The organism is Halovalidus salilacus (assembly GCF_031852275.1).
GTDB classification, from domain to species: domain Archaea; phylum Halobacteriota; class Halobacteria; order Halobacteriales; family Natrialbaceae; genus Halovalidus; species Halovalidus salilacus.
This window is the reverse complement of the sequence record NZ_CP134700.1, coordinates 3,464,661-3,477,281: the sequence shown is the minus strand read 5'-3', so window position 1 is coordinate 3,477,281 and position 12,621 is coordinate 3,464,661. Positions and strand designations below refer to the sequence as shown.

The following is a 12,621-nucleotide window of genomic DNA, read 5'->3' as shown; positions in this document are numbered from 1 at the left end:
GAAAGCGACAAACTACCGGCTCGTATGGACTCCGATTCCGAGCTCGTCCCCGCCGATTCGCTGCTAGCGCCGCCGTACGACGGTAACGTCGCGAACCTGCTCGAGCGGGCGGTGGCGGAGCACCCGAAGACGGTCGCGATCGAACACGACGGCCAGACGGCGACCTACCGCGAGTTCGCGAATCGGGTCGAGCGGTACGCGTCGGCGCTCGAGACCCTCGGCATCGAGGCCGACGACCGGGTCGGCGTCTACATGCCAAACGGGATCGCCTTCTGCGCGGTGATCTGGGCCTGCGTTCGCGCCGGGGTTATCGCCAGCCCGCTGAACCCGGAGTACCGACGCCGCGAGATCGCCTGCCAGCTCGACCACGCCGACGCGGAGGCGATCCTGCTCGAGGGCGAAACGGACGACCACGTCTTCGAGGCGGTCGACTCCCTGGAACGGGACGTCGAGATCGTCAGCGCCGCCTCGGGGGTCGAACACCCGTCGCTTCCGGATCTGGCCGAGGAGGGCGCCGAGTTCTCCGTCGTCGCACGGACCGACGACGACGTGCTGTTACAGCCGTACACCTCGGGAACGACCGGGAACCCCAAGGGTGTGTTGCTGACCCACCGTAACTTCCGCGTCCAGATCGCCCAGAGCGTCTCGAGTTACAGCGCGAGTCCGATCAAGGGGGACGGGCTGATCATCCTGCCGATGTACCACATCACCGGGATGATCCAGATGATGGCCTCGCTGTGTGCGGGGCGGACGCTCCATTTGCTACGACCCGATCAGTGGGATCCCGGGCGCGTCCTCGAACTCATCGACGAGCACGACGTTCCGACGTTCGTCGGCGTCGCGGCCATGTTCGTCGACTTGCTCGAGGCGTACGACCCCGACGAGTACGACCTGTCGTCGCTTCAGCGGGCCGGGCAGGGCGGGGACAAGCTCCCGGCGCCGACCCAGGAGCAGTTCGAGGAGGCGTTCGGCGTGACGCTCTCGGAGGGGTACGGGCTCACGGAGACGACGGCGACGACGCACACGATCCGGTGGTCGTCGCTCGGCAACCGGCCGGGGAGCGTCGGCCAGCCGGTCGGCCACGTGCGGTCGAAGATCGTCGACGAGGCGGGGAACGAGGTCGGCGCGGGCGAGAAGGGCGAGATCCTCGTCGCCGGGCCGCAGGTGATGCAGGGGTACTACGAGAACCCCGGGGCGAACGAGGCGGCGTTCACCGAGGACGGGTACTTGCACACCGGCGACGTCGGTTCGCGCGACGAGGACAATTACTACTACATCAAGGGTCGGGCGAAGGAGATGATCCTGACGGCGGGGTACAACGTCTACCCGCGGGAGGTCGAGAACCTGCTCTACGAACACCCGGAGATCCACGAGGCCGCCGTGTTCGGGGTTCCGGACGAGCGACGCGGCGAAACGGTCGCCGCCGTCGTCGTCCCGAAGGAGGGCGCGGAACCGACGCCGGAGGACGTCGAGGAGTACGTCCTCGGCGAACTCGCGCCGTACAAACACCCGCGGCTGGTCGAAATCCGTCGCGACCTTCCCAAGACCGGAAGCGGGAAGATCCGAAAGACGAAACTGCGCGAGGAGTTCCTCGAGCGCCGCGGGATCGACTCGTGAACCTCGAATCGACGTCCCGCCCCCGTCCGATTCGCGCGATGTACGGCGACGTACCCCCGGTGGTATCGCCCGTTTCGACTGACCCACCGTACGGACGGGTGTTCGCCTGCTGAGGCGGTAATCGTCTTTTACCGCTCCTCAGACCGTCGATTACCGTCTCGAGCGCTGTCCTTTCCCTCGTACGGTCGTTCCCTCCTTCGAACGGTCGTCGTGTCCCTCGAGCGATCGGTGGGCCACTGCGCACGTCGCGGGTCTGACCCCGACGCCCTCGAGCGGACGCCGGGGCAGCTCCGGCGACGATCTATCCGCTCCCCCCTCCGGCCGCCCAGAGCCGTGCGCGAAGCTTTCATGGTATCTCATACCATAGTAGCTGCTAATGTCTCCCGTGGGCGTTCGCGTTCGGACGCGGCTTCCCCCGGTCGCCGCGGCGCTCGCCGCGGGACTCGCCGCCGTTGGCGGCTCGTACCTGGCCGCCGGTCGGCGGCCGGCGTTCGTCGTGACGCCCGTCGATCGAGCGATCCTCGCCGTCAGTCCCGACGCGCTCGTGGCGTTCGCGATCACCGAACTCGGGTCGTTCGGCCACCAGTTGGCCTTCCTGACCGCCATCGTGGCCACGTGCGTTCTCCTCGGCGCGGCGACCGCACCCGGCATGGCCATCCTCCGAGGGTGGGGGCCGACCGGGGACGCGTTGGGTCGGCGCGCCGCGACCGTCGTCGGCGTGCTCGTCGGAGCGATCGGTCCGGGCCTGGTCGCGTTCGGGGTGACCGGGTCGCCGGACTCGAGCGCCGGCGCCGCCGTCGGGGCCGGCCTCGCCGTGCTGGCGTCGGTCGTGGCGACCGGGCCCGTCGCTCGCGAGGGAGCTTCCCTCGACCGGCGACGCGTTCTCGGGGCGGTCGGGTCGGCGATCGGCCTGAGCGCCGTCGGCCTGTTCGTCCGCGGAACCGGCGAGACGTCCGCCCCGTCCGGCCTCGAGATCCCGGAGGACGCCCGCCCCGAGGTCCGAGAACTTCTCACCGCCGCGAGCGACCGGTCGTTCGACGTCGCGGGTCTCGAACCCCTGGTGAGCACGGACTTCTACGAGGTCGACATCAACAACGTGAACCCCGACGTCGACCGCGGCGAGTGGACGCTCTCGATCACGGGCGCCGTCGAGGAGGAGGTCGAGTACGACGTCGCCGACCTCGAGGCGATGGACCTCGAGGATCGGTTCGTCACGCTTCGGTGCGTCGGCGACCGGCTCAACGGGCGCAAGATGGACACCGCCCTCTGGAGCGGCGTGCCCGTCGAGACGCTCCTCGAGGCGGCGGATCCGCGGGGCGACCGAGTCGTTCTGCACGGGGCCGACTACTACTACAACGAGTTCCCGATCGACGCGCTGTGGCCGGGGTTGCTGGCCTACCGAATGAACGGGCGGCCGCTGCCGCGGGCCCACGGCGCGCCGGTGCGCGCGCTCGTCCCGGGTCACTGGGGCGAGATCAGCGTGAAGTGGCTGACCGAGATCGAGGTTCGCGACGAGGACACGACGGGTTACTGGGAGCACCGGGGCTGGCACGGCACCGGCCCGGTCCACACCGTGGCCAAACTCTGGCAGGTCAACCACCTCGGGGGCGGCCGCGTGGAGGTGGCCGGCCACGCCTACGCCGGCACCAGGGGCATCGAGGCCGTCGAGGTCTCGACGGACGGCGGCGACACCTGGGTCGACGCGGAGCTGTCCGAGCCCCTCCCGGGCGAGGACGTCTGGCGGCAGTGGCGCCACGAGTACGGAGCGGCCGGGACGCACGACGTGATCGTTCGGGCTCGAGACGGCAACGGAGACCTCCAGATCCCCGAGAAGGAGGGACCGAAACCCGACGGCGCCACCGGCTGGGTCACCGAAACCGTGACGCGTCGGTGATCCGAACTCGGCCTCCGAGCGGATACCGCCATTGGAACTCGCCCCGGGGGCTACACTCGCTGGTGATCTCGGTGCGGCCGGGATACGCTGTCGGCGCTAACGGAGTAAAAAATAGTGAAGTTTTATATGATCGCTCCGTGCTGTTACCAACGTGCAAGGGTGGCATGATCACAAATGACACGACGCTCACTCAATAGACGGCAGGTGCTCGCGGGAGCGGGCGCCGGAATCGGTGCAACGTTTGCTGGTTGCCTCGGCGGTGGCGGCGGCGGCGGTGACGGTGAGGTCCACTTCATCACGGACTACTACAACGACTCCTGGGAGTCCCTCTGGGGCGATCTCGAGTCGGAGTTCGAAGACTCGGCCGAGGTCGAAGTGAAGATCGAGGAAGGGGGGATGTCCGGCACCCAGGAGGGCCGACTCTCCCAGTTGATCCAGGCCGGCACTCCGCCGGACGCGAACACCTCCACGTTCGACCAGGTGGCCGACATCTGGGAGACCGATCAGCTCGAGACCGTCAACGACGTCGTCTCCTCGATCGAAGAGGTCAACGGGGAGATCAATACGGAGGCGTTCCTCGGGGAGGGAGACGAGATCTACCAGATCCCCCACGGCCTGTACGTCTCGAACTTCCAGTACCGGGCGGACGTCTACGAGGAACTCGGCCTCGAGGAGCCGGAGACGTTCCAGGACGTCCTCGACAACGCCAAGGCCATCGACGAGTCCGACATGGACACGCGAGGGTACGGACTGGCGGGGATGCCGACCGGCAAGAGCCAGGACGAGTTCCTGGTCCTGCTCGCGAGCGCCGGCGTCGCCGGCATCGGCCTCCGCTGGAAGGACCCCGAGGCGCGCGAGGAACTCGAAGTCCACTTCCCCGAGGAGGAGGTGACGACGGTGTTGCAGTACATGAAGGACCTCTCGGAGTACTCGCCCGACCCGACCGGCATCGACTGGGCGGAGTCGCTCAGCCAGTGGGTCCAGGGCGAGTACGCCCAGTGTTACCACCTCAACGCCTGGCCGGTCGGCGTCACCGCGCTGACGGCCGAAGCCGAGGACAGCGACGAGCTTCGGGGACTCGCCGAAGCCACGGAGGTCATCGCCTACCCGACCTGGGGGGAGATCGACGCGGACGAGAACTGGTTGAGCTCCCCGGCGCCCGACGGCTACCACATCTTCTCGGGCGGCGAGAACCCGGAGGGGGCCAAGGAGTGGTTCGAGTGGCTCTACGCGGACAGCATGGAGCGGACCGTGAGCTTCTACGAGACGGATCCGGGCCGATTCCTGCCGACCTACTCCGACGTGATCGGATCCGACGAGTTCCAGAGCCAGGACATCTTCGAAGCCCACCCCCACCTGCTCGAGAAACTCCAGTACGTCCAGGACGAGATCTGGGGCAACCACTACGGCAGCGTCGAGGAGGCCAACATCTCCTCGCCCGTGTCGCTGTACATGCAACGGCAGTGGTTCTACGGCGAGATGGTCAACAACGTGGTGACCGACTCGATGAGCGTCGACGAGGCCTACGAGTGGGGGCTCGAGGAACTCGAGAAGGCGTTCGAGGAGGCCCAGGAGACGTTCGGATAGTCGACGCACGCGCGTCGGTTTCTCATTTGATGGCGTTCGGTTCGGGACGAATCGTATACGATAGACCGTGAGATTAACATACATGGACGCAGAGGTTACCAGATATGGCCGGTGAAACCGGAGAATCGATACGACCCCGCAGGGAGTATGTCCCGTGGGACGATTTGCCCGTCGAGCGGGAGACCGTCCTTGGGATCGGGACCGTCCTCCCCGTGGTCGTCCTGTACGCACTCATCGCGGTGCTCCCGATCGCGTTCGCGTTCTGGGCATCGTTGCACGAAATCAACACGTTGAACCCCGAGTGGGAGTGGATCGGGCTCGAGAACTACTCCGAGGTGATGGAGATCGCCTCGTTCTGGGGCTCGCTGTGGCGCGGCGTCGTCTACATGGTCGGCAGCACGCTCATCCAGCTCGCCGTCGGGCTCTGGATGGCGCTGGTGCTCAACCGGATCTCCCGCGGCCAGCGCCTCCTGACCGCGGTGGTCTTCACGGCGTACCTGATCCCGACGATCATCGTCTCGCTGGTCGCGCTTCGGGTGTTCGATCCCGCCGGCGGCGTGTTTCAGATGATCGGCGCCGAGTGGCTCGGCCTCTGGGGCGGCAACGAGGCGCCATTCGGGGCGCGGAAGTGGGCGATGCCGCTTTTGATCCTCGTCGGGAGCTGGAAGTTCTCCGTCTTCGTCACCATCTTCACGCTCGCGCAACTGCGCGCGATCCCGGATCGGTTCTACGAGGCGGCGAAGGTGTGCGGCGCCAACCGGTGGCAGATGTTTCGGGACATCACGCTGCCGCGCATCACGGGGATCATCCTGGTCGTCGTCCTGCTCCGATCGATCTTCATGTTCAACAAGTTCGACATCATCTGGCAGCTGACCGAGGGTGGCCCCGGTAACGCCACGACCACGCTCCCCGTGCTGGCCTACAAGACCGTTTACACCGACCAGGCCTACGGGCTCGCGAACGCGATCGCCATCGTCATGTTCCTGTTCCTGCTGGCGTCGGCGATCCTCTACTTCAAGCTCTTCAACCCGAGCGAGGAGGTGGAGACGACGACATGAGTCAGAGCGAACCACCGGGAGGCATCTTCGGCCTCTCCTACGACGGCGAAGGACGGCTCTTCGAGTCGTTGAAGCTAGTCAGCACCGCGATCATCGTGTTCGTCGGCGCCTGGCCGATCTACTGGATGACCCAGCTGGCGTTCACCAAGTACGAGACCGTCGAGGACGTCGTCACGGTATTCCCGACGCCGGACATCTTCACGCTCAATAACTTCAGGGTCCTGGCGGATCCGGAGATGTACACCTACATGTTCAACACGGTCGTGGTGTCCATCGGGACCATCGTGACGGTCGTCGTCATCTCGTTGATCGCCGGCTACGGCCTCGCGCGGCTCTCGTTCCCCCAGAAGGAGAACTTCGCGCGGGTCCTCCTGATCGGCTACCTGTTCAGCCCCATCGTCATCGGCATCCCGCTCTACCAGATCTGGCGATCGATCGGACTCCTCGGAACGCGCGTGGGGCTCATCATCGCCCTCTCGGCCATCTCGATGCCATTCTCCGTCTGGCTGATGTGGAAGTACATCATGACGATCCCGGAGGCCCACGAGGAGGCCGCGTGGGTCGACGGCGCCTCGCGCTGGCGGGGCTTTCGCGACGTCGTGGTCCCCCAGTGTCGACCGGCGATCATCGCCGCCGCGCTGTTCGCCTTCGCGCTCGCCTGGAACGACTTCACGTTCGCGCAGATCCTCCTGCCGGAGACCGACACCACGACGTTCGCACCCGGCGTCCTCCGGGCGATGGGGCAGGCCCAGTTCCTGCCGGACGCCTACCTGATGGCCGTCTCGCTGGCCATGACGCTCCCGCCGCTGCTCTTCGCGTACTTCATGCAGAGCTACCTGCTGAAGGGATTCCAGGTTAGAGCCCTCTGAACGCACCACCTTTTAGCCACCACAACGAGATACGACATCACATGCCAGATATCAAGATTCAGAATCTGACCAAAGTGTACGAGGAATCGGGCAACGAGATCGTCGCGGTGGACGACGTAAACCTCACCATCGCGGACGGCGAGTTCGTGACCCTGGTCGGTCCGTCGGGCTGTGGCAAGACCACGACGCTGCGCTGCGTCGCGGGCCTGAACAAGCCGACCAGCGGGAAGATCGTCTTCGGCGACCGCGACGTGACCGACAAACCGGTCCAGGAGCGAAACATCGCGCTGCTGTTCCAGGACATCGCGCTCTACCCCCACATGAGCGTCCAGGAGAACATGGCCTACGGCCTGAAGATCGTCGGCTTCTCCCGGGAGGAGCGCATCGCTCGCGTCGAGGAGGCCGCAGAGTTGCTCCAGATCACCGATCAACTCGAGAAGATGCCCGCCGACCTCTCCGGCGGGCAGCAACAGCGCGTCGCCCTCGGCCGGTCGCTCGTGCGCGATCCCGAGGTCTTCCTGTTCGACGAACCGATGTCGGACCTGGACGCCAAACTCAAGGCCGAACTGCGGCCGGTCATCGAGAAGGTGACCGACGAGATCGGCTGTCCGACCCTGTACGTCACCCACGACCAGGAGGAGGCGATGACGATGTCCGACCGCGTCGCGGTCATCAACGACGGCGAACTCGAGCAGGTCGCCCCGCCGAAGGAGATCTACGACGAACCCGAGACGGCGTTCGTCAGCCAGTTCATCGGACAGCCGTCGACGCAGTTCTTCGACGGTCGGGTGACGTCGGTCAACGGCACGGCCGAGCTGGCGATCGGCGACTACCGGTACCAGGTCGCCCGCGACGGCCTCGAGGGCTGGGACGGCGACGAGATCCGCGTGGGCCTCCGGCCGCAGTACATCACCGTCAGCGAGGATCCGGAAGCGGGCATCCCGGCGACGCACCTGCTCGACGAACCGCTCGGCGACGCGACCCACAGCTTCTTCGAGACGGAGTTCGGCGAGATCGTCGTCGTCACCGATCCGGACTTCGAGGGGGGCGGCGACGAGTACGGACTCGTGTTACAGCCGGAGTACACCCGGCTGTTCGACGTCCGCTCCGGCGTCAGAATCGGCTGACCTCCCCTCGTCGGGGCCACCGCCGATCACCGATCATCGATCACCGATCACTTCTCGCGCCGTTCGCCCGCTCGAGCGGCCGCGCTCGCGTCCAGGTCGGCCGAGACCGCCGCGTCGGAGTCCGTGGGGACCGTCGAGCGGACGACGACCGTCCCCGCGGCGCGGTCGCCCAGGCGTCGACCGTCGCTCGCGAGGGCCGCCACGAGGCCGACCACGAGCGGCGGCACGCCGAGCAGATCGACGTAGCGGAAGAGGTTCCGCACGGCGCTGGCGCGGTACGTGCACGGGCTTCCGTCGGCCATGACCACGAGCAGGCCGCGATTGACCTTCCCCGGCGTCCGCCCGTAGCGCCACTCGCAGAGGAACGAGTAGGTCGCGAAGATCGGTAGGAGGGCGAGCAGCGAGAGGACGACCGCGTACCCGCCGAGGGCCTCGTAGGCGCCCCCGAACGCCACGCTGGCGAGGTAGATCAGCGGAAGTTCGATCAGGACGTAGCAGACGAACAGGTCGATCGCCGCCGCGGCGCCGCGGGCACGGAGCACGTCGCGGTCGTCCGCCGTCTCGAGTACCGGCGCCGGTTGACGCCGCGTCGGCAAGAACTCGTCCAGTTTCCGGTCGATCACGGTACCATCGCCCCGCCGTTCATGGCCGACCGTTCACGGGATCGGACGAAATAACTGCCGCATCGGCGACGCCCGGGAGTCGACCCCGAACGCAGGCCACTCCGTCGATTGCAGGGTACTCCGTCGATCGCGGGTCACTCCATCCTGACGTCGGTGCGGAGCGTCACGAGGAAGTATGCGAGCAGGAGGGCGGAGATTCCGGCGAACACCTGCGCGTCGATCGACAGGTACCCGTCCACCCGGACGAGCAGGACGCTGGTGATCGCCAGGACGACGATGGCGCCGACCGTTCGCCACCGTTCTCGCACCTTCTCGGCGGTCACGGCGGCCGTGGACTTCTCCACCGCGTCGGAGGCCTCGCGAATGTTTTCCAGGCCCGCGCTCTCGCTTCTTCGTCTCGTGGTATCGTTGCTCATATGTACCGATTATCCCCGCGGTATCCTATATAGCTACGGGTGCGAGGAGGCTCCGTCGGCGGACGGCGTCGAGTTCGCGGTCGAGCGATCGGTGGCGAAAATCGGCGTCGGCGGACGTCGGCCCTCGGCAGTCGGCGCGTTCGTTCCGGGGGAAACCGGCGTCGGGTGAGTACCTCGAGCCGTCGATCGTTCGGGTCGTGGCTCCGCCGTGGAGTCAGTTCTCGGGGAGTTCCCCCGCGTCCTGGAGCCCTTCGATGACGTCGTCGGCGATCTCCTCGGGGCTGTCGTAGGGGAATCGCTCTTGCATCCCGCCGCCCGAAGCGCTCTGCAGTTCCATCACCGACATCTCGAAGTCGCCCGACTCGAACGTCGTGGCGGGCCCGTTGGGCAGTGCCGGGAGGAGTTCCATCGGGTTCGAGACGGGGTAGTCGGCCCCCTCGAACGCGTCGATCAGTTGTCGCCGAACCTCGTCGACGTCTGGTTCTGCCATGGGTCGGTTCGGGAAGACGACACGTGCCCACATAGTGATTTCGAACGATCACGTCCGATCGACGACTTCGAATCCGGTCCGCTGGCCTCGCTACGTGATGAGTGGTACCCCACCACAACGTACTTGACGATCCGTAGAAAATCGGGGTGCATGGCATCGAGAGCTCCGCGGAGTGATCACAGTGGCTGAGCCGGTTCTCGCCGGCGTCGCCGAGAGCGAACTCGGCGAAACCCCCGATCGGAACTGGCTCGAGAACGCCGCGATCGCCACCGTTCGCGCGCTTTCCGACGCCGGCTGTACGCTCGAGGAGGTCGACGGCGTCGCGGTCGCCGGCGGCGACGACTACATGCCGGCGCTGATTCTGGCCGAGTACCTGGACCTCGACGAGCCGTCGTTCCTCGAGGGGACCGAGATCGGCGGCTCCTCGTTCGAGGCCTTCTGCGGCCACGTTCGCGACGCGATGGCCCGCGGCGAGGCGGACGTCGTCGTGGTCGCCTACGGCTCGACGCGCCGGACCGGCCCCGGCCGGGACCGCTCGCTCGAGGTGACCCACCCGGTCGACGGCTTCGTCCGCCCGACGGGACTGTTCCGGCCGCCGGGGGCGTACGCGATGGCCGCGAAGCGCCACATGCACGAGTACGGCACGACCGAGGAGCAACTCGCCGAGATCGCGGTTTCGACGCGCGAGTGGGCGTCGATGAACCCGAAGGCCGAACACCGCGACCCGATCACCGTCGACGATGTCCTCGAGTCGCGGCCGATCGCGGAACCGTTCACCTTACTCGACTGCTGTCTCGTCTCCGACGGCGGCGGCGCGGTCGTGCTGGTTTCGGAGGAGAAGGCCCGCGAACTGGGCGTTCCGCGGATCGAGGTGGCGGGCGTGGCCTCGACGAGCACCCACCGCGGCGACATCAGCCAGATGGGCGATATGACGACCACCGGCGCCGCCGTGACGGGGCCGAAGGCGTTCCAGCAGGCCGGAATCACCCACGACGACGTCGACGTCGGCCAGATCTACGATTCGTTCACGTACACCGTCCTCGTCACCCTCGAGGATCTGGGCTTCTGCGAGAAGGGCGAGGGCGGCGCGTTCGTCGAAGGCGGTGCGACCGCACCCGGCGGCGAGTTGCCGATGAACACGCAGGGCGGCGGCCTCTCGTACTGTCACCCCGGCCACTTCGGCATCTTCGTCCTCATCGAGGCCGTCCGACAGCTTCGAGGCGATTACACCGGCGAGCGCCAGGTCGACGGGGCCGAAATCGCGGTCGCTCACGGAACCGGCGGCGTGCTGTCCTCGAGCAGCACGGTCGTGCTACGGAGGGCGACATGAGCGACCGGGACGACGCGGCCGACCCGGCGGAGTCGGCTCCCTCGGGCGACGCGGTCGGCCCCGTCGAGGACCGTCGCGAGGAGTGGGAGGGCCCCGTTCCGATCCCCCGCGGCGCGAACGAGGCGTTCTGGGAGGCGACCCTCGAGGGCCGCCTGGTGCTCCAGCGTTGTGAGTGCGGGAACGCGCAACTGTACCCGCGAGCGGTCTGCACCGACTGCGGCGCGATCGACCCGCCGTTCGAGCCGAGCGAGGGGCTGGGGACGGTCTACACCTACACCGTCTGCCACGTGCCCGGCGAACCCGGCTTCGGCGACCGGACGCCGTACGCCGTCGCGACGGTCGAACTCGCCGAGGGGCCCCGACTGCTCGCGCTGCTCGACTGCGATCCGGACGAGGTGGCCGTCGGAACGCCCGTAGAAGCGAGGTTCTGGCGCGTTTCGGACGACGCCGCGCTGCCGGTGTTCGTCCCGCAGTGATCGGCGGCGAGCCAACGCCCGTTCTCGAAACAGTACTCGAGATCGATCTCGAAATCGATCGAACTCCGCTCAGTTCCCGCTCGAGAGCGTCGCCGACGACCGGCCCGTCAGCAGCGTCGTTCCCTCGGGCGTTTCGACCGCGATGTCGACCGCGACGGTGCCGTCGTCCCGGTCGACGTCGGCGACCTCGCCGGTCGCGACGATGGTGTCGCCCGGAAACACCCGCGACTGGAACCGGACGCCGAAGGAGTCGATCCGCTCGAGGCCGAACCAGTCCGTGACGACCCGGGAGGCGACGCCGGCGGTGAACATCCCCTGGCCGAAGACGCGCTCGTTGCCCGCCGCCCGGGCGTACGGTTCGTCGTAGTGGATCGGGTTGAAGTCGCCGCTGGCGCCAGCGTACGTCGCGAAGTGGCGCCGCTCGAGGTCCTCGACGACGGCCGTCGGACCCGGATCTCCGACCTCGACCTCGGAAACGGCGGCGACGCGGGATTCCGGGTCCGCGCTCGAGTCGCTCGGGTCGACGTCGATGACGTCGGTTCCGCCGTTCGCGGACGCGCCGCTCCCGTCCTCACCGCCGGCGTCGTCGCCGTCGCCGTCGTCGACCGCCCCCTCCGTCTCGATGGCGGTCGCGCGCTCGGTGAGCACGAGTTCGTCGTTCTCGTCGCGGTAGGCCGTCTCGTGGACGGCGAACGTCATCGTCCCGGCGCGCCGGCTGTCGCGCTGGTAGACGTCGGCCAGCGTCGTCGTCCCGGTCAGGACGTCGCCGACGAGGAGCGGTCGCTCGTACTCGTAGGACTGCTCGCCGTGCAGGACGTACTCGGGTTCGAAACCGAGGTCGAAGCCGTAGCCCTCGACGTCGTCGGGGCGGTAGCGTGGGAACCGGCCGACTCGAGTGTACGTCAGCGGTGCAGGGATCGCCTCGTAGCCCGCTTCCCGGGCGACGTCCTCGTCTCGGAAGATCGGGTTCGGTTCCGTGATCGCGCGGGCGAACTCCTCGACCTTCCCGGCCTCGATCCGGAACTCCTCGACGGTGACGCGCTGCTCGCCGACCATCGCCTCGAGTTCCGACAGGGGCTTACTCGGCACGCCGCTCACCCCCCGGGTCCGAGAGCGATCGCCGGTTCGTTCCCG

Annotated in this window: 12 protein-coding genes; 8 read left to right on the top strand and 4 right to left on the bottom strand. The window is 67.3% G+C overall.

All coding sequences use genetic code 11. The annotated features are described in order from the left end of the window. The first annotated feature begins 24 nt into the window (after window positions 1-24). The 6 genes from RJT68_RS17105 to RJT68_RS17080 all read left to right on the top strand — a co-directional run bounded on the left by RJT68_RS17105 (window position 25) and on the right by RJT68_RS17080 (window position 8,152). Window positions 25-1,617: a class I adenylate-forming enzyme family protein gene (locus RJT68_RS17105; RefSeq protein WP_407037739.1), complete on the top strand. Its 1,593-nt coding sequence runs from the start codon at window positions 25-27 to the stop codon at window positions 1,615-1,617. Between the two features lie 376 nt (window positions 1,618-1,993). Then, window positions 1,994-3,511, top strand: a complete 1,518-nt coding sequence (locus RJT68_RS17100; protein ID WP_407037738.1) for a molybdopterin-dependent oxidoreductase — start codon at window positions 1,994-1,996, stop codon at window positions 3,509-3,511. A 174-nt stretch (window positions 3,512-3,685) separates the two neighbouring features. Beyond that, a complete protein-coding gene (locus RJT68_RS17095; protein ID WP_407037737.1) occupies window positions 3,686-5,098 on the top strand; it encodes an ABC transporter substrate-binding protein in 1,413 nt (470 codons plus the stop codon). 104 nt (window positions 5,099-5,202) lie between these two features. Then, entirely contained in the window at window positions 5,203-6,156 is a 954-nt protein-coding gene (locus RJT68_RS17090) for a carbohydrate ABC transporter permease (RefSeq protein WP_407037736.1), read from the top strand. Then, entirely contained in the window at window positions 6,153-7,025 is an 873-nt protein-coding gene (locus RJT68_RS17085; RefSeq protein WP_407037735.1) for a carbohydrate ABC transporter permease, read from the top strand. Before RJT68_RS17090 ends, RJT68_RS17085 begins: the two co-directional genes overlap by 4 nt. Window positions 7,026-7,066: 41 nt before the next feature. Further along, window positions 7,067-8,152: an ABC transporter ATP-binding protein gene (locus RJT68_RS17080; RefSeq protein ID WP_407037734.1), complete on the top strand. Its 1,086-nt coding sequence runs from the start codon at window positions 7,067-7,069 to the stop codon at window positions 8,150-8,152. Window positions 8,153-8,199: 47 nt separating this feature from the next. On the opposite strand, the gene RJT68_RS17075 is transcribed toward RJT68_RS17080, so the two are convergent. The 3 genes from RJT68_RS17075 to RJT68_RS17065 form a co-directional block, all read right to left on the bottom strand. Next, a complete protein-coding gene (locus RJT68_RS17075) occupies window positions 8,200-8,775 on the bottom strand; it encodes an RDD family protein (RefSeq protein ID WP_407037733.1) in 576 nt (191 codons plus the stop codon). Between the two features lie 134 nt (window positions 8,776-8,909). Further along, complete coding sequence (locus RJT68_RS17070; protein ID WP_407037732.1) at window positions 8,910-9,191, bottom strand: hypothetical protein; 282 nt, start codon at window positions 9,189-9,191, stop codon at window positions 8,910-8,912. 214 nt (window positions 9,192-9,405) lie between these two features. Beyond that, entirely contained in the window at window positions 9,406-9,681 is a 276-nt protein-coding gene (locus RJT68_RS17065; RefSeq protein ID WP_407037731.1) for an MTH865 family protein, read from the bottom strand. A 181-nt stretch (window positions 9,682-9,862) separates the two neighbouring features. Here RJT68_RS17065 and RJT68_RS17060 point away from each other — a divergent pair, with 181 nt between their 5' ends. Both RJT68_RS17060 and RJT68_RS17055 read left to right on the top strand, forming a co-directional pair. Beyond that, the gene (locus RJT68_RS17060; protein ID WP_407037730.1) at window positions 9,863-11,011 is read left to right on the top strand and encodes an acetyl-CoA acetyltransferase; all 1,149 of its coding nucleotides are present in this window, start codon (window positions 9,863-9,865) and stop codon (window positions 11,009-11,011) included. Continuing rightward, entirely contained in the window at window positions 11,008-11,487 is a 480-nt protein-coding gene (locus RJT68_RS17055) for a Zn-ribbon domain-containing OB-fold protein (RefSeq protein ID WP_407037729.1), read from the top strand. The genes RJT68_RS17060 and RJT68_RS17055 overlap by 4 nt, the downstream gene beginning before the upstream one ends. Window positions 11,488-11,556: 69 nt before the next feature. Here the strand turns inward: RJT68_RS17055 and RJT68_RS17050 are convergent, their stop codons facing one another. Beyond that, complete coding sequence (locus tag RJT68_RS17050; RefSeq protein ID WP_407037728.1) at window positions 11,557-12,576, bottom strand: FAS1-like dehydratase domain-containing protein; 1,020 nt, start codon at window positions 12,574-12,576, stop codon at window positions 11,557-11,559. Between the last annotated feature and the right edge of the window lie 45 nt (window positions 12,577-12,621).

Excerpts from the sequence above, each read along its gene's own strand:
- RJT68_RS17080 (WP_407037734.1), top strand. The coding sequence starts at position 7,067 with ATGCCAGATATCAAGATTCAGAATCTGACCAAAGTGTACGAGGAATCG.
- RJT68_RS17100 (WP_407037738.1), top strand. The coding sequence starts at position 1,994 with ATGTCTCCCGTGGGCGTTCGCGTTCGGACGCGGCTTCCCCCGGTCGCC.
- RJT68_RS17090 (WP_407037736.1), top strand. The coding sequence starts at position 5,203 with ATGGCCGGTGAAACCGGAGAATCGATACGACCCCGCAGGGAGTATGTC.
- RJT68_RS17085 (WP_407037735.1), top strand. The coding sequence starts at position 6,153 with ATGAGTCAGAGCGAACCACCGGGAGGCATCTTCGGCCTCTCCTACGAC.
- RJT68_RS17055 (WP_407037729.1), top strand. The coding sequence starts at position 11,008 with ATGAGCGACCGGGACGACGCGGCCGACCCGGCGGAGTCGGCTCCCTCG.
- RJT68_RS17070 (WP_407037732.1), bottom strand. The coding sequence starts at position 9,191 with ATGAGCAACGATACCACGAGACGAAGAAGCGAGAGCGCGGGCCTGGAA.
- RJT68_RS17065 (WP_407037731.1), bottom strand. The coding sequence starts at position 9,681 with ATGGCAGAACCAGACGTCGACGAGGTTCGGCGACAACTGATCGACGCG.
- RJT68_RS17105 (WP_407037739.1), top strand. The coding sequence starts at position 25 with ATGGACTCCGATTCCGAGCTCGTCCCCGCCGATTCGCTGCTAGCGCCG.
- RJT68_RS17095 (WP_407037737.1), top strand. The coding sequence starts at position 3,686 with ATGACACGACGCTCACTCAATAGACGGCAGGTGCTCGCGGGAGCGGGC.